Annotated in this window: 20 protein-coding genes; 8 read left to right on the forward strand and 12 right to left on the reverse strand. The window is 53.4% G+C overall.

What is annotated here, in order from left to right:
• Positions 1-203 precede the first annotated feature (203 nt).
• The 3 genes from ACLHIL_RS06680 to ACLHIL_RS06690 all read right to left on the reverse strand — a co-directional run bounded on the left by ACLHIL_RS06680 (position 204) and on the right by ACLHIL_RS06690 (position 2387).
• On the reverse strand, positions 204-950 hold the full coding sequence (locus ACLHIL_RS06680) for a hypothetical protein (protein ID WP_411297182.1): 747 nt from the start codon (positions 948-950) through the stop codon (positions 204-206).
• Between the two features lie 37 nt (positions 951-987).
• Positions 988-1467 (reverse strand): hypothetical protein, encoded by a 480-nt coding sequence (locus ACLHIL_RS06685; protein ID WP_411297183.1) that lies wholly within the window; start codon positions 1465-1467, stop codon positions 988-990.
• 320 nt (positions 1468-1787) lie between these two features.
• The gene (locus ACLHIL_RS06690) at positions 1788-2387 is read right to left on the reverse strand and encodes a TetR/AcrR family transcriptional regulator (RefSeq protein WP_411297184.1); all 600 of its coding nucleotides are present in this window, start codon (positions 2385-2387) and stop codon (positions 1788-1790) included.
• 163 nt (positions 2388-2550) lie between these two features.
• On the opposite strand from ACLHIL_RS06690, the gene ACLHIL_RS06695 reads away from it, so the two are divergent.
• Positions 2551-4509 (forward strand): hypothetical protein, encoded by a 1959-nt coding sequence (locus tag ACLHIL_RS06695; RefSeq protein WP_411297185.1) that lies wholly within the window; start codon positions 2551-2553, stop codon positions 4507-4509.
• On the opposite strand, the gene tgt is transcribed toward ACLHIL_RS06695, so the two are convergent.
• The 5 genes from tgt to ACLHIL_RS06720 all read right to left on the reverse strand — a co-directional run bounded on the left by tgt (position 4506) and on the right by ACLHIL_RS06720 (position 8944).
• Entirely contained in the window at positions 4506-5750 is a 1245-nt protein-coding gene (gene tgt / locus ACLHIL_RS06700; RefSeq protein WP_411297186.1) for a tRNA guanosine(34) transglycosylase Tgt, read from the reverse strand. The genes ACLHIL_RS06695 and tgt overlap by 4 nt on opposite strands.
• Position 5751: 1 nt before the next feature.
• A complete protein-coding gene (locus tag ACLHIL_RS06705) occupies positions 5752-6423 on the reverse strand; it encodes a queuosine precursor transporter (RefSeq protein WP_411297187.1) in 672 nt (223 codons plus the stop codon).
• Between the two features lie 169 nt (positions 6424-6592).
• Entirely contained in the window at positions 6593-7402 is an 810-nt protein-coding gene (locus ACLHIL_RS06710) for a DUF4261 domain-containing protein (RefSeq protein WP_411297188.1), read from the reverse strand.
• Positions 7403-7674: 272 nt separating this feature from the next.
• Positions 7675-8217, reverse strand: a complete 543-nt coding sequence (locus ACLHIL_RS06715) for a DUF4825 domain-containing protein (RefSeq protein WP_411297189.1) — start codon at positions 8215-8217, stop codon at positions 7675-7677.
• Positions 8218-8290: 73 nt separating this feature from the next.
• The gene (locus ACLHIL_RS06720; RefSeq protein WP_411297190.1) at positions 8291-8944 is read right to left on the reverse strand and encodes an adenylate cyclase; all 654 of its coding nucleotides are present in this window, start codon (positions 8942-8944) and stop codon (positions 8291-8293) included.
• 233 nt (positions 8945-9177) lie between these two features.
• Here ACLHIL_RS06720 and ilvA point away from each other — a divergent pair, with 233 nt between their 5' ends.
• From ilvA to ACLHIL_RS06750, 6 genes are all read left to right on the forward strand, one after another.
• Positions 9178-10434 (forward strand): threonine ammonia-lyase IlvA, encoded by a 1257-nt coding sequence (gene ilvA / locus ACLHIL_RS06725; protein ID WP_411297191.1) that lies wholly within the window; start codon positions 9178-9180, stop codon positions 10432-10434.
• A gap of 72 nt (positions 10435-10506) precedes the next feature.
• A complete protein-coding gene (locus ACLHIL_RS06730; RefSeq protein ID WP_411297192.1) occupies positions 10507-11370 on the forward strand; it encodes a DsbA family protein in 864 nt (287 codons plus the stop codon).
• Between the two features lie 99 nt (positions 11371-11469).
• A complete protein-coding gene (locus ACLHIL_RS06735) occupies positions 11470-12054 on the forward strand; it encodes a 1-acyl-sn-glycerol-3-phosphate acyltransferase (RefSeq protein WP_411297193.1) in 585 nt (194 codons plus the stop codon).
• 316 nt (positions 12055-12370) lie between these two features.
• Positions 12371-13216 carry an aldo/keto reductase gene (locus ACLHIL_RS06740; protein ID WP_411297194.1) on the forward strand — a complete coding sequence of 282 codons (846 nt, stop codon included), beginning with the start codon at positions 12371-12373 and terminating at the stop codon, positions 13214-13216.
• A 431-nt stretch (positions 13217-13647) separates the two neighbouring features.
• Positions 13648-14457, forward strand: coding sequence for a bifunctional hydroxymethylpyrimidine kinase/phosphomethylpyrimidine kinase (gene thiD, locus ACLHIL_RS06745; protein ID WP_411297195.1), 810 nt, complete (start codon positions 13648-13650; stop codon positions 14455-14457).
• A 485-nt stretch (positions 14458-14942) separates the two neighbouring features.
• The gene (locus ACLHIL_RS06750) at positions 14943-15653 is read left to right on the forward strand and encodes an HD domain-containing protein (RefSeq protein WP_411297196.1); all 711 of its coding nucleotides are present in this window, start codon (positions 14943-14945) and stop codon (positions 15651-15653) included.
• 137 nt (positions 15654-15790) lie between these two features.
• Here ACLHIL_RS06750 and dnaB read toward each other — a convergent pair whose 3' ends face one another.
• Positions 15791-17143 (reverse strand): replicative DNA helicase, encoded by a 1353-nt coding sequence (dnaB, locus tag ACLHIL_RS06755; protein WP_411297197.1) that lies wholly within the window; start codon positions 17141-17143, stop codon positions 15791-15793.
• Between the two features lie 317 nt (positions 17144-17460).
• A complete protein-coding gene (locus ACLHIL_RS06760) occupies positions 17461-18660 on the reverse strand; it encodes a cobalamin-independent methionine synthase II family protein (protein WP_411297228.1) in 1200 nt (399 codons plus the stop codon).
• A 999-nt stretch (positions 18661-19659) separates the two neighbouring features.
• Here ACLHIL_RS06760 and ACLHIL_RS06765 point away from each other — a divergent pair.
• Positions 19660-21012, forward strand: a complete 1353-nt coding sequence (locus ACLHIL_RS06765) for an MATE family efflux transporter (protein WP_411297198.1) — start codon at positions 19660-19662, stop codon at positions 21010-21012.
• Between the two features lie 117 nt (positions 21013-21129).
• On the opposite strand, the gene rplI is transcribed toward ACLHIL_RS06765, so the two are convergent.
• On the reverse strand, positions 21130-21579 hold the full coding sequence (gene rplI, locus ACLHIL_RS06770; protein WP_411297199.1) for a 50S ribosomal protein L9: 450 nt from the start codon (positions 21577-21579) through the stop codon (positions 21130-21132).
• A gap of 14 nt (positions 21580-21593) precedes the next feature.
• Positions 21594-21833, reverse strand: coding sequence for a 30S ribosomal protein S18 (rpsR, locus tag ACLHIL_RS06775; RefSeq protein ID WP_411297200.1), 240 nt, complete (start codon positions 21831-21833; stop codon positions 21594-21596).
• Positions 21834-21861: the final 28 nt, after the last annotated feature.

A 21861-nucleotide genomic window follows, 5' to 3' on the forward strand; every position in this document is an offset into this window, starting at 1 on the left:
ATCGCGCTACGCGCTTACGCCGACGTTTTATGTTTTACGATGTTCTACTCCTTTGTAGATTCCACGTTGTGCGTATTCCTATGCTTGTTCCTATGCTTGGGCGTTGTTGAGCTGCCTGTGTAGATTCTCGCGTCTGCACATAATCCATGCCTTTATCCATGAAGACCAGATAAGAGGCAGGTTACGTGTATGCGTTCTTCACTTTATTCTGCGGGCACGCACGCACTTTCCGTATCAGGATGGCAGAGCGTAACAGAGCCGCTCCCTGCATCCACCTTCACACGAATATGGGGTTCACCAGGCTGCGCTTCCCCGACGGGATTCAGATCTGCCCGGCATTTCCCTAGACCCATATCAACTGAACGCCACACCGGAACATCGCGCGGCACAAAGATCGTTATTTTTCCCATTCCACAACTAATATGGATATTCGCTGCACAACCGGCGCCAACCTGTATATCACTCTTCCCGGATTCCACTGTCAACTCTTCCACAACCTCACCGATGTGAATATTCGTCATTCCGGATTCCAGTTGGCTGCGCACAACAGAAGCAATATCAATCTTCGCTGTTCCCGATTCAATCATCAGTTCCTCGAAAGCGTCACCATTAATTTCCGCAACGCCCGATGCACAATGTAGCCGCCCGCCGGCTTCTCCTGAATCCACAGAAACCGTTTTTGCTTCCAGATAAAGCCCGCATGCCTGAGGGAGGGCAATATCCAGTTCGACGCGGTATTCCTTCGAGGAGAAAAGACTCAGCATTTTTCGCGATAGCGACTCAGCCACGTCTTCATCGAGGCTCACTACAGCAATACCGTTTTCCATATTCGACTGAAAATGCTCAGCAATAGACGCCTCAGCCATGCAGACGGTGACGCGAATATCCTCGCGCTGTTCCCATCGAAGCCGTGCCTGAATTCGGCAACTCGGCAGAATAATTTTCAGCATATTTACCTGTGTGAAGGTAAAAAACCTGTTCTCCATTTTAGATCCACCCCTCGATCGAAATCCCCACTGGACGCGATATTCCACCACGGCGCCGCCGCGTCTTTAGGTTTTCCCGAATGAGTTGCACGAGATAGGCGTTCAGGCTCATAGAGCGCCGAGCGGCTTCTTGTTCAATCTCTTCTTTTAACGCTTGCGGTAGCCGTAAGGTCAACCGCGCGGTCATATCCTCGTCTGCCGCCTCATCTGCCGGCAGTTCTTCCTGAGTTACAGTCATCTTAGACGTCACAATGACATCAATATCATCGCGACTGCTTTGGGCGCGAACATCCACCCCGTCGGGGAGCTGCTGCTCCACCCGATTAGCCACATCATGCACTAGATCCAGCAGGGAAAGACGGAAATTCGCCTGGACGACATCCAGAATTTTATGTGCGAGCGCGCGCGTCGATTCATCAGCAAAGGACAGTGCCGTATCCACTGACGCTCGATACGATGCCACATACTTACCAATCAACATGACACCATGTTGACATCAAAATGACATCATTGTCAAGGGGTCAATACAGATTTCCTTATCCAGCGCCCTAAAACGCTTATCGACACCACTACACACGCCATTCCATTTCGCAAATTTCACGCACATGCACCCGCTGGAATTACGTAGTTACACAGTTATGTAGGTACACAGGACGCCACCACAACCCAAACCGCCCTGGGAACACAGCCACCAAAGCCGCGTGGTATGTCGATCAGACCCGCATAACACCCAGCACGAACATGCACATCCCCGAGCACATCAAAACCTGCCAAATCCACGCAGGGACTCATCAACCCCGCTTAAGAATTCGCCAAACTCGCCAAAATGCGCATCGTCGTCTGCTTCACCGTCTCCACGTCATGCCCGTCATCAATCAAAGCCAAACCCGTATTCAACACCGTTCGCGTCATCCGCGCATTAATATCACTGTGCTGCGGGGTAATATGCGCCCATATCTTCGCGATCGTTCGCGCTAACTCGTGATGGAAATTCATCACCGCACCTAACTGCGCCCCAGAACGCATAGTAAAAGCACTCCGGCGCCCAGTTCCCATCACATCAATCAGCCATTGATGCCCAGATTCCGCGCCAATATCCAAACTAAGAGAAATCACGGCACGCAAACGCTCATACGACTCCGGCGCGCTCTCAATAGCCGCATGCAAGCGCTCCACCCACGCCGGAATATACCGTTCCAAAACATGAATACGCAGGTCGTCCACGGTATCCACATAGCGATAAATAGAGTTTCGCGCCATGCCCGCCTGCTTTGCCACCGCCGAAGCCGTCAAGGCACTCGGACCGTCCTCCCGAAGAATCCTCTCTGCCGCGTCAATAATCCGATGAAAAACAATCTCGTGGTGCTCTCTGACGGAGGCGGCAGAAATCTTCGGACTCATTACATTTCCCTCTTTTCTCGCGCCTACCACCACATACGCTTCATTACGCAGCACCACATAGCCAGCGGTTTTACTTATACATACGCCAGTCTAGCGGTTCTCGTCGATCGATTATGAATTATCTCGACTACACCAATATCGGTGCACGTGAAAGAATAGTGCCATGGATTTCATGAACTGGGCCCTACACATTGCTAGCCAACATCCTGAGTTACGCGAAGCAATGGTGCATATTAACGGGCAATGGCTTGAAATCCTTTTCCCTGACGGGCAGACTTTCCGGTTCCGCCCAGGGCACATGGTCAAAGCTGACGCTCCAGAAGCCCTGCGCACAGAACTACTCAACCGGCTCATCTCCATCGGAGTTGCCGGTCTACATGAGGAGCAAAAGAAACCAGAAACGCCAGATCACACCCAGCCGGCAAGTAATTCTTCGCTTCCACCCGCCGATATTTCACCGACAGGGTCGGAAAAGGAACCCACTCACCAGCCATCACATCCAGATTCCCATTCGCCACATACGTCAACGGCCATATCGAGCACCTCAACGCCTTCCCAGTCGCCAGCAACTCCCACGAATTCCGGTGAGCCAACCAACAGCGAAACACATACCCGCTCGGCGAGTAGCTCAACCGCCAGCAACTCCCGCATTGATGACGGTTCCCATTCCGACGCCAGCTCCCACCCTGATACTGATGCGAATAGCACCTCTAGCACTGCCGCCCCAACCAATGCCGATAACCCCCATAGTGATAAGCCGACTGACACCGATGATCCGCACACCTCAGATAGTGCTGCCATCGAGCGAAACCATTCATCCTCGGCCTGCGCTGAGCCTGCTGGCGCGTTAGAACCACAAACAGCACACCCGGCAGAGCATAGGCACACCAGCCAGGGCAAAACTCCGCAAGACACATCCGCACAGAATCACTCCACAAGCGACGCTTGCGCGCATAGTGACGCAGTGCCGTCCACACAGGCAGAAAACGATGAATTTTGGCGCATTACCGAACAACTGCGCGGAATTGATTTTCCAATAGATGAGCTCCGCGCCGCCTACGCCGAACAAGATGCCGCCACTAGCGAGAAAACTGCCGGCGAACTTGACGAAGATGGCGAGGAATACGGCGAAGATAATGACTCCACGCACGCACCCGGCTTCATGCCTATCGTGCGCTCAGCAGATCTCTTCCTCTCCTCACACCGCGAGCGCGACTCCATCATCTATCTGCCAATGACGGATTTCATCGGCGTCGGTTTAGCGCGCGACCTACCCGACGTCATCAAACCGCTCTCCTACTCCGATTTCCCGAATCAAGATCTGCAGGTTCATGAGATGATGGGCGAAGCTATCCTGCAACTGCGCTATCTCGCTGACCCGGAAGCCAGTCACGTCTCACTTGGGGTGACGAATATTGCCGGAGCGCACGTCCTGTGCTTTACCGATCCTGAGCATTATCAAGCCTCTTGGTTTGCCGACGTCGATATGGCCCAACAGTTAGCCCAGCAACTTGCCGAACAGCATCCTGACGATATTCCCCTATTCGTCCCTGCCTCGCCCTACCGCCTCTTCATCGTTTTTTCTGGCGATCCACACCTAGCTGATTTCTTCCAGCTCCTTTTAGATCAACGCGACTCCGCCCATGCGCTCTACCCACTGCCACACACTGTTGCTGCCGACGGCTGGGCTGAATGGATCCCCTTGCCTGGCGATGAACTCTCCGAAGTTCTCGGCACTTTGCGCAACACCTTCCGTCAGCGCATATATGCCACCCAACGAAAACTCTTGGAGCAGTGGGGAGAATTTGGAACTATCAAAGAATTCTATCCCCGCCAGTTAGCAAACGGGGAGCGCGTCTCGTCAACCATCTGGGATGCTCGCGACGGCGAAGGATCCATCCCGATCACTGACTTCATCACTTTTACCCGTTCCGCCCCAGAATTTCCTTGGCAAAAAGAACCGTCGGTTTCCCTCACAATCCGGCTTCACATTGCCCAAGAGATTTGGGCTGACGGATTCATGATGGATAGATCAGTCTGGCCACCTCGGCTGCGCGTTACCGGATTTCCCGACGAGGCCACCTTGTTAGCGTTGCGCGACGCCGCCCAGCGGGAATTTTAGCTATTCGCACTCGCATTGCGCGGGGTGGACGTGCCGTAGAAACGCCCCAAGGTTTCTTCCTTGTATTCAGCGTAATATCCCCCGTCAATCGCCTCGCGAATCCCATCAACCAAGCGCACGGTGAAATACTCGTTGTGAATCGTGGCTAAAGTCGAGGCGATCATTTCTTTCGCTTTGAATACGTGGTGCATATAGGCTTTCGAATAATGCGTGCAGGTGTAGCACTCACAGCCTTCAACCAGCGGGGAAAAATCGCGGCGGAACTGCGCTCGCGTGATATTAAACCGACCATCAGGCGAATAGATAGCTGCATTGCGGGCCACCCGCGACGGATTCACACAATCAAACGTATCCGCGCCAGATTCAATACAGTTGAAGAAATCGTCCGGCTCGGAAATACCGAGCATGTGGCGAGCGCGATCCTCCGGCAATTCCTCACACACCCACGAAACGATTTTGCGCAGATTCTCTTTTTCTAACGCGCCACCGATACCGAAACCATCGAATACCTGCCCGTCCATTTCCATTGCCCCGAGATCACGAGCGGCTTTCCGACGCAAATCCTCGTATTGCGCACCTTGCAGCACACCAAAAAGCTGTTGGTAGGGCTTGCCTTCCCGCTCTTGCGTGAGCTGACGGTGGGCAACCAAACAGCGTTGCGCCCACAGGCGGGTTCGCTCCAATGCCTGCTCTTGATAACTGCGCGAATGCATAATGGAGGTCAACTCGTCGAACGCAAAAATAATATCTGCCCCCAGCTCATGCTGGATTCGCATGGAGATCTCTGGAGTGAATCGGTGTAAGGAGCCATTCAGATGGGAACGGAACCACACCCCGTCATCATCCACATGGGCAAGCCGTTCTTTGCCGACGCGAACTGCGTCATCGGCAACCGCCTTACCGGAAAACTCCTCCGATAGAACCTTTTTGAATCCGGCTCCCAGGCTCATCACCTGAAAGCCGCCGGAGTCCGTGTAAGTCGGGCCCGACCAATTCATGAATTTTCCGAGGCCCCCTGCCTCGTCAACAATATCGGAACCAGGCTGCAAATATAGGTGATACGCGTTGGATAGAACCGCTTGCGCACCCACCTGCTCGATAGCATCGGGCAGGGTCGCTTTGACCGTCGCTTTCGTGCCAACCGGAATAAAAGCTGGCGTGCAGATTGACCCGTGCGGGGTATCGATTCGCCCGGTGCGCCCCAACATATCTGGCAGGCGAGTGCCCAGCGTAAAACTCATATCACATCAAACTTTCCTGATAGTGCGGCTCATGGGCCTTTACCCAACGAATAACTGGGTAGGTAATCGGAAGGATTGCCACTTCGACAAGCACTTTATAAATAAATCCTGTTCCCGTCAGATTGAAGATCGTTCCCCAGGAAACCGTGCCGATCCATGCCACGATACAGAAGATGATGGTATCAGCGAATTCTCCGACGACGGTCGAGCCGATCAGGCGAACCCAAAGTTGGTTTTCTCCCCAGTGATCTTTAATCCAGGTCAAAACGTATGCGTTCAGTAGCTGCCCAGCGATATATCCCAGCAGTGAGGCTAAAACGAAACGCGGTACCACGCCTAAGACCGTCACGAATGCCTCTTGACCGGTGTATTCCGCTGCCGATGGTGCGATCGCCACGAGCCAGAACGTCAACGACCCCAGGGCGGAAGCTAAAAATCCGAGAATGATTGCCCGCCGTGCACCGCGGAAGCCGTAGACCTCTGCGAGCACATCACCGATGACGTAGGTGAGGGGGAACAGGATTGCCCCACCATCAAAAACGAGTGGACCGGCCGAGATCAGCTTCGTTGCCGCGATATTCGACAACAGCAGGCAGGCAATAAACAGTGCAAGAAAAATTTCATAGTGGCTAAAACGCACACGCGCATAACGAATCGTTTCGGCAGACGCCATGATGAACTCCAGAGAACAATGGGTGCGCATATCAGGATATGACGCAACACGTAGACTGATGATTCTGCCGGGCGCTGCCACCACCCACACACGGACGTATCCGCCCGGAACGCGGATCACTCACACGTTCGCGATTATGGTAGCACCTTCTTGCCGAAGCGCAGCATCCTTAAAAATCGAGACGAATAACGCTGGCGCCGTCCACATGGGAGATTTCTTGGGAGATCCCGATGGGCTGATCGGCTGACATTCCAAAGGTTTGCCCTGGTAGTAGGTGGGTATCGCTGGTGATGATGTAGGAGGCGATATTGGATAGCAGATCGTAGACGTCATCTTCACCGTGGGTAGATTCACGTACTTGTAGATCCAGATGGCCAAAACAGGGCAAACCAAAGGTGCGTCCGAAGCTGAGGTCTGGGCGTTGTACCCGGCAGTTCACCCATAAGGGAATAGGGGGCTGCCCTTGGGTGAGGAGATTGGCAAAATTCGTCACCATTGTGGGAGGCAGGACGACGCCGAGTTCTTCTCGATACACCCCCACGGCGGCCGGTTCGCGCATCATTGCGTCCATTAGTTCGGTCATGACGACGTGCGCGTCCACCATACGATGCCGAAAATGCAATGGCCCTAGTTCTGTATCGTGTGCCGATTCGCCCTCGTACCTGGTTTGGGTGCCGACGGTTGGGGGCGCGTAGAAGGTTGCCGCCACATAAAAGCAGTGTTCCGGGAGCGTGCCCGCTACCACCAGCGGCATATTGACCGGTGTAAGCAGGATATGCACTCCCCGAGTTTCACAGTGCAATATGCGCTGTTCTACCCCGTCACTGCCAGTTGCGCTCTCCCAGCTTGGTTCGATTTTCTCTGACCACAGCAAGGCGAATCGTTGTACGGCCGCCTCCAGATCAATCGGGGCAGACATCAGCGCCGAGGCGGTCAACATGCGGGGCGCATCGGGATGTATGGAAGACAGTGACTGCATACCGACGATTCTAGCTGCCGCGAGAAAAGATCGCGCAGCGGTGGTAGATAAAAAACGGGCTAGCACGAGAGGACAGCAAACTCCTCGTGCCAGCCCGTTTGGGTGGAAGCGATGGATCTGCTCACCTCAGATATATCATCGCTACTGCAACCACCCGCGCCCCACCATAATGGGTGCGCACGCTTTACATGAATAGTATTTGCGATATTGCCAGTAGTGTCAACTGATTTTCGGCAGAGATTTCCGGCAATTTTTCTGCCGGCGCCGCCAGATCATTTCACCAGGCTGGAAACTTCCATCGGGATCACGTTGCGCATGCCTTGCCACTTCTCCTCATTTTCCAGCAATCCGCTTAATGGCGCGCCAAAACGAGCTTCAACATCGTCACGCGAGACAACATAAGAGGACGAGGGGGTATCGTACATAACCGAGCGCACGTTATCGATACTGGCCATGATGGCAATTGCGGAATAGAGCACATTGGGCGCCACCGTCTCGTCGTCATCCGTATTCAGATCCGGACCAAGCGTGATGACCACATCCTGCCCTAAAATCTCTATCCGTTGCACTCGATCAGCTAACGGCAAGGCATTGATGAGATTGACCGTATTGGAGTTATTCCCCACGTATTGACTGCGGTAGGACTCAATAGATTCCAATTCGTGCGTCTCATAATTCGTTGCTGGTGATACCGCCACATTCTCCGTGCGATCCATGTGATACCAGCCGATAACGAAACCCACTACGACAAGCAGCACTAAACCGACGCATATCACGGCAAGTGGCACATTCGTAGCAGATTGACGACGATTCATGTATTCATTATTGCCCGCAAGTGATAGCGGCACATCATCCTTAGGAGGGAGTAGCTATTAACGCATTCCCGTGTCAGCCGTGCCGCAAATCCAAGAAGAATGGCCCGCGCTGAGTTAATTCCTGCAAAAACATGGCGTCCCAGTTATGCCACGGCTCTTTGGATAGCGCGTCGTTAGTAAAACGCGGATCTGCCGTCACTTCCGTACAACAAAACTCGGGAATCACTAAATCGACCACCGGCGTTAATCGTTCAATTTCTGCGATGATTAAACCTTCGTTTTGCCCGACGAATACGTCGAACTCCCAGCCATCCTCGTTGACCCACAATGAGTGCCGAGTTTTCGCTACCACTCGATTCGCTCGCTGGATGATCTGTACCGCCACGTCGGGATCTAGTTCAGATTCCATTTCATAGCGTTCCCCGTTGACGGACGGAGACTTCACCGCAATCGTCGCTACCGCCTGATCGGCATTATCTTTCATAACAGAGCGCAAAAGCCGCCGCTCGTAGGCGCCGACCTGGTCTGTCGCCCAGTCAAATGGCTCATGCGTGAAGGTCACTCCTCGGAAAGAGACTCGCACCCGAATGGCGTATCCCGCTTCTGCAAAAACATACGCCTGGATAATTGCCTGCGGCGAACCGTGTTCGCGCACCCCTTCCGGTAGTTCCCGGACGAGGAACTTCCGCTCAAACTCAAAGGAGTATTCCCGCTCTTGCGCACTCATATCTTCACCCTAGCGGTTAAAGCTGGGCTCATGCGGATAATCTGGGGGTATTTCCACAGCCTTTACCCCCCCCATCGCCTGAGCTTCAACGCCCATACCTCGCCGCATTGTTCTTCTTCCACGATCCAGCTAGCCTAATATACGGGGTTTATCCCATATCGAGTTGTGAACTATGACGGAACGTGACGGCGAAATTTGGCACACTGAATCCCGTCATCGAAAAATGGAGTTGTATGGATACACAGCGCGTAAGCGGTACCGACGTTGTCGTCGCCGCACAAACCCTCGGTCAAACCGTGCGCACCACCCCGTGCGAACCCTCAGCGCGGCTCAGCAATATGTGCGGCTATCCCGTCTATCTCAAACGTGAGGATATCCAAGTCGGGCGCTCATATAAAGTGCGAGGGGCATATAACGTCATCTCTGGGCTATCTGCACAGGACGTGCGCCACGGAGTCGTATGCGCCTCAGCCGGTAATCACGCACAAGGGGTGGCTTTTGCCTGCCACAATAAGCAAATCCCTGGCACGATATTCATCCCATCCACCACTCCGCGCCAGAAGCGTTCCCGCATTGCCGATATTGGCGGCGAATGGGTGACCTTACAAATTGTGGGCTCAACCTTTGACGAATCCTCACAAGCCGCAATCAGCTACGCCAAAGAAGTAGGAGCAACCTACATCCATCCTTTTGACGATCCGCGAACCATTGCCGGTCAGGGAACCGTCGTTAAAGAAATTTTCAGCCAAGTCCCACAGCAACCCGCCAGTGTTCTTGTGCCGGTTGGCGGCGGCGGTTTACTCGCTGGAACGCTGGCCTGGATTAAGCAGTTCCATCCGGACGTGACGGTCATCGGCGTCGAACCAGCCGGAGCGGCCTCCATGCGCGCCGCCCTTGACGCAGGTGCACCCCAAACCCTGAGCGATATTGACACCTTTGCTGATGGCACTGCCGTTGCTCGCGTCGGAGATCTGACGTTCGCCCTGGTACAAGAGCTATGCGATCACGTCATCACCGTGCCAGAGGGGGCAATCTGCTCGGAGATGCTGGATCTATACCACGTCGAGGGGATTATCACTGAGCCAGCCGGTGCGCTCGCGAGCGCCGCCTTGCGCGGATATGTCAACGACTATCTGCCGGAAGGCCCAGTTGCCTGTATCGTTTCCGGAGGAAATAACGACGTTTTGCGCTATGACGATATTGCTGAGCGCTCCATGATCCACGAAGGGTTGCGCCACTATTTCCTCGTCACATTCCCACAAAAACCGGGAGCTTTGCGCGGATTCCTGGATGACGTGCTCTCCGACGGGGAAGACATCATCCAATTCGAGTACACGAAGAAAAATAATCGCGATATGGGGCCAGCACTCGTCGGTATCGAAATTGACGATCCTGCCGGTATTGACGCCCTGCTCGAACGTATGCACGCCTCCGAACTCGATATTGAAAAGTTGGAGCCTAATTCGCCGGCTTTCCGTTTCGTCCTCTAGGCTTACAAGGGATGACGGATTATTGTGTGTTGAAGAGTTCTCCTCCCGACGCACCTCAACGAAAGGATCATCATGTCTGAATTGCCTACGATGCAATCTCCTGCTTCATCGTCAGTGAATTCCTCACGGCGAAACAAGCGCATTATCGGATCGGTGATCCTTGCTCTGCTAATGGTTGTTCTCGTTGTTATTGCAATTTTGGTCAACCGCCACGGAGGAAAATCTGATCCGCAGGCTGGTTCGGATTCTCCTAGCACGACGGCATCGCACAGCACAGATGCGCCAAAGGAGTCGGATAACACCGCTTCGGGAGAGCCATCCGAGGATCCGTCCTCAAAGTCGGCAAGCAATTACGATAATCCGGAGATTCGCGCGCTGATCGAGAAGCAGTGGCGGCGGGCGGCAGGCGATCCGATGGCTATTGGCCCAGTCGATGCTCCCCTCGTCATTGAAATTTATTACGACTTCCAGTGCGTGCACTGTGCAGAATCTGCGGTAGAGCACAAAGATCAACTCCAGCAGCTTGCCGATTCTGGAAAAGCCCGTATCGAGTACAACAATCTCCCGATTTTAGGGGATGCCTCAGTACTGGCCGCACAAGGAGCAGAAGCCGCCGCTAAACAAGGAAAGTTCTTCGAGTATTTCAACTACATTTTCTCGGCACGTGCCGCCCAGAAACCAGCTGACCTCTCACAAGAGGGCATCATCAAGATTGCCCAAGAAATCGGCGTCCCTGATATTAACGCATTTACTGCGGATATGACCTCGCCAGAGACGGTCGCAAAAGTCAACGAACGCAAGACCTATCTCACCGGCACGCTGGGTATCACTGGCACGCCAGCTTTCCTGATTGGATACTCGTTCGTCCCTGGCAATGTTCCATCCGATACGCTTAATGAGATTATTCAAGAAGAATTAGCTCGCCCACACCAGTGACATATCCGCAATCACTGGCACGCGGTGGGCACGCCAAGTCTGCCCGCCGACGCTACCACTCAGAAAGCCTGATATTGCAGGTCAGAAAGTGAGAAAATCATGGGAATCAAACGTTTTATCTCGCGGACCTATCAGAAGTTCTCCCGATGGAATTTTGAACCGATTAGCCCCCTACCTGAAAAGGGAATCATCATCGGCGCCTACCACACCTCATATTGGGACGGCTGGTTCATGCTGATGGCCATGTGGGATTTGGATATGCCGTTCAAATTCTTGGTGAAAGATTCCCTCGCTCGCGGCCCAATCGGGCCAATCATTCGTGCTGTTGGCGGTATCGGCGTTAATCGTTCTGCCGCCTCCGGCATGGTCAGCGATATCGCCGATCAGCTTCGCGCGACGGACGGACCTTTCCAACTGGTGTTAGCGCCAGAGGGCACGCGCAAACAGCGCGAGTATTGGAAGTCAGGGTTTTACTATATTGCCCTAAACTCCGGGCTGCCCGTCACCTTGGCATATATTGATTCACAGCGTAAATCGTATGGTTGGACGAAAACTATCACGCTCAGTGGTGACGTCGCTGCGGATATGGACGTCATTCGCGAATATTACCGGCAAACCTCTGGTTTCCATCCCGAGCGCAATACGTTGCCGAGGCTGCGTTCTGAAGACACCGAGAATTCGTAATACCTCGCTGGGTGGCGGCATGGCATGCTGCGTTATAGGTAGCGGCATACGGCATTGTTTGGTAGGCCGCCGGTCATGTTATGCGTGCAGTGCAGAGTGCATTGTTGGTAGGTCATTGTTAGTAGGTCATTGTTAGTAGGCCGCCGCTCTCACGTCAGCCCATATATCCGATCATCGTTTTCACATATCAGACGGTGACTCTAGCTAATAGCAAACCGTTACCTATAACGCGCTGGCGGCTCGATAGACTGGAGTCAGATTAGGGAAGCAGCCAGGAGAGCTGGTCGCTCGTATCTTGTGGGAAAGTGAGTTAGTCATGATCGTCAATGTGCCACTATCGGAATCCGTCACTATTCCCCAGTTAGGATTTGGCACATATTTGGTTGATCCTGAGCAGGCGTCGGATGTTATTGCCAGCGCCTTGCGCCTCGGTTACCGCCATATTGATACTGCGCAGATGTATCGAAATGAAGCCGGAATCGGGCAGGCCTTAGCTAACGCCATCGGTGCGGGGATCTCGCGGCGTGATCTTTTTATTACCACGAAACTCAATACGCCTAATCATCTGCCGGATGATGTTCGCCGAACTTTCACTCAATCCTTGCAGGATCTGCAGACCTCTTATGTGGATCTGTTCTTGATCCACTGGCCTATGCCAATGTATTACAACAGCGATTTTGTCACGACGTTCCGCGTCATGGAAGAATTCCTTGCCGACGGACGCGCGCGAACTATCGGGGTTTCTAATTTTGAAACACATCATCTCGATAAGCTCTTAGCTGGGGCGCAGACCGTTCCAGCGGTGAATCAAATCGAATTGCACCCGTATTTCCAAAATCGTGAACTTGCTAGCTACTGCCAGGAGCACGGGATCGCTGTAGAATCCTGGTCGCCCTTAGGGCGGGGTCGAGTGCTGCAAGATGCCACGATCACGGATATTGGCCGACGGTTAGAGATCACTCCCGCGCAGGTCGTTTTAGCCTGGCATCTTGCCAAAGGCTATATTGCTATTCCGAAATCCACGCACGAAGAGCGGCAACGAGAGAATTTCCTTGCCGCCGAATGTGTGCTATCTGAGGAAGATATTGCTCGGATTGATGAGTTAGATAAAGGGGAAGACGGGCGAACCGGCCAGCATCCTGACGTCTTTTCGCGGCTCTAACACATGAACGAGTATTCCTAGTAACTGCGCGTTCTGGAAATCGCATACGCCCAAGCAGAAACGCTGCGCAATGTGTCCTAGGCGGATCCTTGGGAGGCACTCTGACTTTTTATACCGATACGGCGGTGAAGCATCTCAGGGTAATTGGATAATAGCCTGCAATCATCCAATTACCCTGAGATTTTGCTGCATTGCTGCTGCTCAGTATGAAGGGTAGTGCGGGAAAGTGTTGTACCGATTGTGCTATCACACTGTTTTATTACTTTTTACCTCGGCGGTGGCGCGACTCTCTCGTCGGGCTTATCCAGAAATATTCTGATTGTTGTTCAAGCGACAGGCGTAATCGCCGACACCTCAGATCAGGTTAACGCACGCCTATAATCAAAGGGCAGATACGCTACTCATCTCGCAGTGCTTATTGAAGGAGTCTCATGGTTTCGTTTGCATATACCATCGCCGGTTCAGAAGCTACCGGAGGTGCTGGTTTTCAAGTTGATCTCAAGACCTTCCACGCACTCGGCGTCTATGGTTTAGGGACGCTGACCTGTATTGTCTCATTCGATCCGAAGAATAATTGGAATCACCGCTTCGTTCCGGTTGCCCCCGAGGTTATCCACGACCAGATGGAAGCCGCTATGGCTCATCAGCATCTCGACACCGTTAAGATCGGCATGCTCGGCACTCCGCAGACAATCGAAACTGTTGCCGCTGGATTAGGGCAGCAAAAGTGGCGCAATATCGTCGTTGATCCCGTTCTGATCTGTAAAGGTCAAGAGCCTGGTCAAGCTCTCGATACCGATAATGCTTTGAAAGAAAAGATCCTGCCGCTGGCCACAGTTACCACCCCGAATCTATTTGAGGCGCAGTTGTTATCAGGGCTGGAAAAGCTGGAAACAATTGCAGATCTGAGCGAAGCCGCGAAGCGAATCAGCGATTACGGGCCACAGACCGTCGTCGTTAAAGGTGGCATTGATTTCCCTGGAGATGACGCCGTTGACGTCATCTGGGATGGCAGTGACATCACCGTGCTGAGCAAGCCAAAGTGCGGCACCAGCCGCGTTTCCGGGGCTGGTTGCACACTCGCGGCAGCTATCACCGCCGAGCTCGCTAAGGGAGCAGACGTCATCTGCGCAGTCACCACCGCCAAAGATTTCGTAACAGCCGGAATCCACGAACAAGTCCCTGCAAATACCCCGTTCAACACGGTGTGGCAGGGGGCTTATTCGGCGGTAGCCGAATAAGCCGGCGCAGTCAGGCACGGCGCGGGTGCTGCGCCATGCCTGACTGTGGGTTGCCGGGCGGCGCTCCGCAGAATATACGGGAGCGACGCGCTCTGGCCTGCATGGCAAAATGCATGGCCGAAAGGGCAGGTCTACCACCGACATCTCTGGCGCGGGGTTGGCGTCTGCTTTTACTGCGTATTCGCGCGGGTTTCTGCTGTGGCGATCACGGGTTCAGGTACGCGGTCATGCAGAACCTTTCGTCGGCCATGCAGGCCAGAGGAAATGGCACGCTCGGGAAGCGCCTCTTATATAAGCGCGGGCGGGCAGCAGGCACACCCGTGAGGAGGCGCCCGCGCGCAACATACCTCCGGCGCTTCCCGAGGGTACACTTGACCCTGACGGGTGCGCACTGCTCTCCTCTTTGCCGATGAGCGCGCACCCGTAACAGCATAGGAAGCGGAGCGCCGCCCCTCCCCGAGCGTATCTGTAAGAAAGGATGCTTTATGTCAGAGGTTCAGGCCGCCGATCTCATTACGCGCGCCACCGAGCTATTGCGCACCCATCTGGCGAATACTAAGGCCTCCGCCGCAGAACAGCGCTATCGTTTCGAGCACTGCCTCCGAGTAGCCCGAATCGGACGTCGGGTAGCTGCCGCTGAAGGGCTACCTGTTGACGTTCTAGAACTTGGCTGCCTGCTACATGACGTCGGCAAATATGACGCAGTTGCACACGTCGATCATGGTCGCGCTGGAGCCATTATCGTCCGTGATTTCTTTGCCGAATGCGGCTATCACGGCCCACATGCCGATGAGATCATCCTTGGTATCGCAATGCACGTTGATGATCGCGCCAATCCACGTACTGCTGAATATGGCTATTTATCTAGCGACGATCAGGGGACTCTCGCAGACGCCCACGCAAACCCCTACCTCATTTTCGATAGCGAACCCACGACTCTCGCTCGTTCCATCGGCGATTGCGATAATATTGACCGATTTTCCGCCTACCGCATCGCCGATACCTTAAAATATCGAGCATTCATGGATCTATCCACCCGCGAACAACGCGAATTTATTGACTCGTATCTACAGATCTTAGATACCGGCTTTACGCTACCAACTGCAACCGCAACCGCTAACGAACTGTGGATCGACTGCCTAGAATTCCAACGCACCTTTTTCACGCGGCTCGCCGCCGACCTGGCTGAAAGTTAGCACACGTTTCGTCATTCCAGGAATGCTCTCACCCTCAATTACGAGAACGCGCCCCTAAACAACAGCCAAGCAATACGTGCGCTCCATGCCCACGCAGACGCTAAGCCCAGAGCACCATCTTCACAGCGGTTACTGCACTACATATCCCCGTAATCCGCAGCAAAATTAGCGAACCGCGCATAGTGCCCTTGGAATGCCAACTCTGCGATTCCGGTGCGCCCGGCACGGTTTTTACCGATAATAACCTCAGCCGTGGGATCACCAGCCGGCTCATCACGATTCTCTTGACGATGAATCAACAACACCACATCAGCGTCTTGCTCCAAAGAACCAGATTCACGCAAATCAGAAACCTGTGGGCGCTTATCCGTCCGACGCTCCGGATCACGATTGAGCTGAGAAATCGCAATAATCGGAATCTCCAACTCCTTTGCCAGCAGTTTAATCGCGCGAGAAAATTCCGACACTTCCTGCTGGCGAGATTCCGGCGTTCTCCCACCAGAAGTCATAAGCTGCAAATAATCAATAACGATCATTTCAATGCCATGCTGTTGACGCATCCGGCGGGCCTTCGCGCGAATCTCCATCATCGTCAGATTCGGTGAATCATCGACGTACATCGGCGCGTTAGCAATTTCCTCAATCTTCTGCGCAACGATCTCCCATTGCCGCGGGGTCAGCTCCCCCTTAATCAACGACGACAGCGAAATTTCACTCTCTGCTGCCAACACGCGCATAACTAATTCAACGCGGTTCATTTCAAGCGAGAAGAACGCCACCGGCTGCTTTTGCCGGATAGCGATATTTCGGCAAAAATCCATCGCTAAGGTGGATTTACCGACGCCCGGACGCGCAGCCACAATAATCATCTGCGAAGAACGTAGCCCATTGAGATATTCATCAAGATCTGCAAAACCCGTCGGCAATCCCGCCATACCTTCTCGACGAGAATTCGCCTCAATTTCATGCAGGACGTCCGGGAGCATTTCCCGTAAAATCGCGTAATCATTGGAACTGCGCGACTCCGTCATCGCAAAAACTTCTGCTTGCGCCATATTGATTAACTGAGTCGCGTCATATCCATCAGTGCTGTAACCCAGTTGCGTAATGCGCGTGCCCACATCAATAAGCGTCCGTAATTGAGCCTGTTCCCGCACAATTCGCGCATAATAATCAACATTGGCATAGGTGGTGATACCGACGACGAGATCGCCAATATATGCGCGCCCACCAACCCGCTCTAACTTGCCATTTTTATTGAGTTCGGCCGCAACAGTGATGGCGTCAGCAGCTTCGCCCCGCCCATACAAATCCAAAATCGTTGCAAAGATTTCCGCATGTGCCGGACGATAGAAATCATCGACACGCACGATCTCAAATGCGGTTGCGATAGCATCCTTGCTCAACATCATAGCGCCGAGCACCGAGCGTTCCGCGTCAAGATTCTGCGGCGGAACACGCTCAAACTGTGCGGGCATAACTTCGCTCATGAACGCTCCTTACACTGTGCTCGCCGGAGCGCTCCTCGCACCCCTCCGCTCTAATGTAGCTGGCTACCGAGAAAATTTCGAGTAGTGCGTGCAGGCCGATCCCAGCTTGTTAATTACACATGACGCAACGCGCTGCCACCCCACCGCATGTGCATAATACGTCCTCAGCACGTCAGCACGTCAGCACGTCAGCACGTCAGCACGTCAGCACGTCAGCACGTCAGCACGTCAGCACGTCAGCACGTCAGCACGTCAGCACGTCAGCACGTCAGCACGTCAGTCTACCGCGCCTATTCCACAACGCAAGCCCTCAGCACCTATGCAAAATATTCATTCGCAATCCGCGCCCCAGCCGCCAACGACTCCAATTTCGCCCAAGCAATCTGCTCATGAATTCGCCCACCCAGGCCACAATCGGTAGAAGCAATAACGCGATCCGGCCCAACCAGCTCTGCAAACCGAATAAGCCGATCCGCCACTAGCTGCGGGTGCTCAACGATATTCGTCGAATGCGATATTACGCCTGGCACAATTTTACGCTCCGACGGAAGCCGATCCCCTTGCCAAACCCGCCACTCGTGCGCATGCCGCCCCGAGGCAGCCTCAAAGGAGAAAGATCCCGCATTGACCTGCAGACATTGATCCACAATAACCTCGAAGGGAATATCTGTCGTATGCGGCCCATGCCATGACCCCCAACAGATATGCAGACGGACACGCTGTGGATCAATACCGCGTAACGCGTGATTAATAGCGTCAATTCTCCCCTGCAACCAGGCACAATAATCATCCACGGTCGGCTCTGGATTGATCTGATCCCACGATTCCGCCAAATCTGGAGCATCAATTTGAACCGTCAATCCCGCATCTGTGATGATCTTGTATTCCTCAGCCATCGCATCCGCGCACGCCGTCAGCAAAGCGGATTCATCACCATAGAATTCATCGCGCAACCGCGCCGCAGATCCTGGGGATAGCGCCGCAATAAATCCTTCTGATACCTGATTTTCTGCCATTGCCTGCTGTAATGCGGCAATATCCCTGCGCGCCGCATCGTGCCCGATATACCGGATCTCCTCGGTAAAAACCGGAGCACGACGAGGCGTTTTGGCGGCGGTATGGATTCCAGATGTCGGGTCAGCATATGCCTGCGCAAATGGTTTGCGATCTCTGCGATCATCAAAAGACGTCAACTGGATATGACCCGGCCGTGATAGTTTCGGGCTCGTGGCATCCCATGCCGAGCTATCCCGGAAAGAAATGCCACTCAAGCGAGTGAAGGAGTAGAACCACCACGCCCCATAATCCACAGTTTCGCGCATTATATGACCGTACTCACCATCGTTGACAATATCTATGCCAATGGCTTTCTGACGTGCAACGACATCTGCGACCTCTCGTTGAACAATATCGTCGAACTCTTCATCCAATATCGCGCAGTCAGCTCGACGATTATTAGCTGCTAACAACGCAGCAGAACGCGGTAATGAACCCACATGAGTTGTTTTAATCATCAGCCTACCCTCCTCAATAAAAGTACTTTGGAGGTTACTCGCAGATAGCCGGTGTTTCGACGCTGGTCACGTGATGAACAGGGGCAGAGTATTTTCTTGTTCTGCGGTATATAGGAGCACAGCTATGCCGAAACCAGAATCTGCAATACCAAGGTATAACAAGCAAAATTTCAGATACAGATTCTCTCGGCGTGGATCTTCCGAAACACTGTTTGTGGAGTTCTTAAGATGTTTGCACCTAATTGCCCATACACCTGCCAGCGCACAGCACGAGCTCAGCAGACTCGTATTACACCGAAGATGTGCATAGCTTCTCACGCCAAAACATATCTATTAAAGGTCATTCCGCAATGCAATATCTGACAGTCGCCTTATCTGAGGTTTTCAATTTTGTCCACACCTGCGCTCTCACCTCGGACACATACCCCAGCAAACAAACCACAAGTTTATCCACACCTTTGTGGATTGTTGAAGAAAATCTGTGGGAGACGCGGCATGTCGCTGCGGAAAATGTGCCACCCCTCCAGAATTTATCCACAGGATTACACACAGTTGCGTTATTTTGTGGACAGAATATGGAACACTCGCGAAATCTCGCCACAAACATATCCACTGCCGTGGATAAATTGTCTTTCCTTTGCGAATTTATATATCCACAAATCACCACACGCCAGAAGCGACACGCCCAAACATCAAGTAGGAACAACCCAACATGCGAACATTACAGAGAGCAGATTATCCACATACTAAGAAAAGGTCGGCACAACTCTCGCGATCCTCGCCACCCCAGTGCGCGTCCCAGATAGTAAAACATCTATTCACTATTTGAACGCATAACGGGTGTTACGTCATACCCACTATCCACCACAGCGGTCAGCAACCTCCCTACGAAAAACGGCGGGCACCTCCATCTGTTTTCCGCTCCCCGCTCTCTCACTCCTCCTCAACCATTTACCCGCTAATTCGGTCCCGTACAGTACGGGTCGTAAAATGGATATTCCTATGAGTGATCCACATTCCCCACGAGAAATTGACCATGCCATTCGACGGCTCGCCTTACCCTCGCTGGCTACCCTAATCGTCGAACCACTTCTCGTCGCAGTTGACACCACCATGGTTGGTTGGCTCGGAACAAATCCCCTAGCTGGTCTTGCCCTAGCCTCAACTATCGTGATGACGATTGTGGGAGTCTGCGTCTTTCTTTCCTTCGCAACCACCGCCGCCACCGCACGAGCTGTTGGCAGTAATCGTCACACCCAAGCCTTACGCCACGGAATCGATGCACTGTGGATCGCCGCCGTCCTTGGCGCAGCCATCACCACCACCCTCGAACTAGCCGCCTCTCCCATCCTCTCCTGGTTCCATCCCACCGCCGCAGTCCACACCCAAGCCCTCCAATACATTCAGGCGTGCGCCTGGGGAGTACCCGCAATGCTCATCGTCTATGCCGCCACCGGAACCCTGCGCGGTTTTGCCGATACCCGCACCCCACTTATTGGGGTAACAATTGCTGCTAGCGTCAACGTGCCCCTCAATGCACTATTCATCTATGTATTCCATTGTGGAATCAGTGGAGCCGGATACGGGACGGCAATAGCGCAAAGCCTTATGGCGTTCTTGCTATGCCGCGCAATTATTCGATTGCGAAACCTCCACGCCCCAAAGCTATCGCTCATGCCCACCGGAGCAGGCGTGCTGCGATCTGTTCGCGCCGCTATCCCACTCATCATCCGCACACTATGCCTGCGCGGCGCATTGATGCTTCACATCTCGGCTGCCACCGCACTGGGAACAACTGCACTTGCTGCCAACCAAATTGTGATGACCGTATGGAACTTTTCCGCTTTCGGCCTGGACGCAATCGCAACAGCCGCTCAAATTCTCGTCGGGCAAAACCTTGGATCCGGCCAATACCAACGAGTTCACGGCATTTTACATCGCTGTATGCGCTATGCCTTGCGTACCGGAATCATCTTAGGAATCGTCTTAATTGGCGGCTCTCTCGTCATTCCCTCAATCATGACGAACGACCCCGCCGTCTCATGGCTGGCAACCCGAACCATGTGGGTTACTTCTGCAACTCTGCCCATCGCCGCACTTGCATTCATGCTTGACGGCGTTCTTATGGGAGCTGGCGATACCCGCCCCCTCGCTGGATATATGCTGGCCGCACTTGCCGTATTCACTCCAATTGCACTGCTTTTTATTGGTCCAGCTCGTTCCTGGGCAAGCGCTGGATTGCTCTGGCTCTGGATGGGATACGCCGTCGTATTTATGGGAATACGAGCATTAACCATGATCTATCGAGTACATGGAACCCAATGGATGCATCCGGAAAATAACCAGCTCACATAGCCCATGCATGAAAATAGGGGTATGAAAAGGTCCCTCGCGCGAAAGCGCGAGGGACACAGTCGTTTTATCAGGCAGGTACCAAGCAGATAGAAGTCAGCTCAGCACCAGCCGAGCGCGTTACTTTGCGGCAACGACGGAGATCTTCACCGTAGCCACAACATCAGCGTGCAGCTTGACCGAGCCAACATATTCGCCAACCGACTTGATTGAGCCGTTGACATTCACCTGGCGGCGGTCAATCGCCTTGCCAGCAACCTCGCTCGCTGCCTGTGCAACATCAGCAGTAGTTACCGCACCAAAAAGGCGACCATTAGAACCAGCAGTCTTAGCGATCGTCAACACGTTAGCTTCGAGCGCATCGCGTGATTCGCGTGCCGACTCGATATCTTCCGTGATACGACGGCGACGAGCCTCGTTAATTTGATCGATCTGCCGCTGCGCACCCTTCGTCCATGCCGTCGCATATCCACGCGGAATCAAGTAGTTACGACCGTAGCCATCCTTGACCGTGACGACATCGCCGGGCTGACCGAGCTTTTCAACTTCGTGAGTCAGGATAATCTTCATATACGTCCCCTTTCTCAGCGGTTCGAGCTCGAGTAAGGAAGCAGGGCCATCTCGCGTGCGTTCTTCACGGCGCGAGCAATCTGACGCTGCTCCTGGGTGCTAACTCCCGTCACACGGCGAGCACGAATCTTGCCGCGATCAGAGATAAACTTCCGCAAAGTTGCGGTGTCTTTGTAGTCGATTGCCTCAATCTTTGCCGACTTCAGCGGGTTCGACTTCTTCTTAGGCTTGCGCAAAACAGGCTTTGCTGCCATTTTGAATCCTCTTTCACATGAACATAAA

The sequence above is a fragment of the Trueperella sp. LYQ143 genome (genome assembly GCF_046599595.1).
In the GTDB taxonomy this organism is placed as follows: Bacteria; Actinomycetota; Actinomycetes; order Actinomycetales; family Actinomycetaceae; genus Trueperella.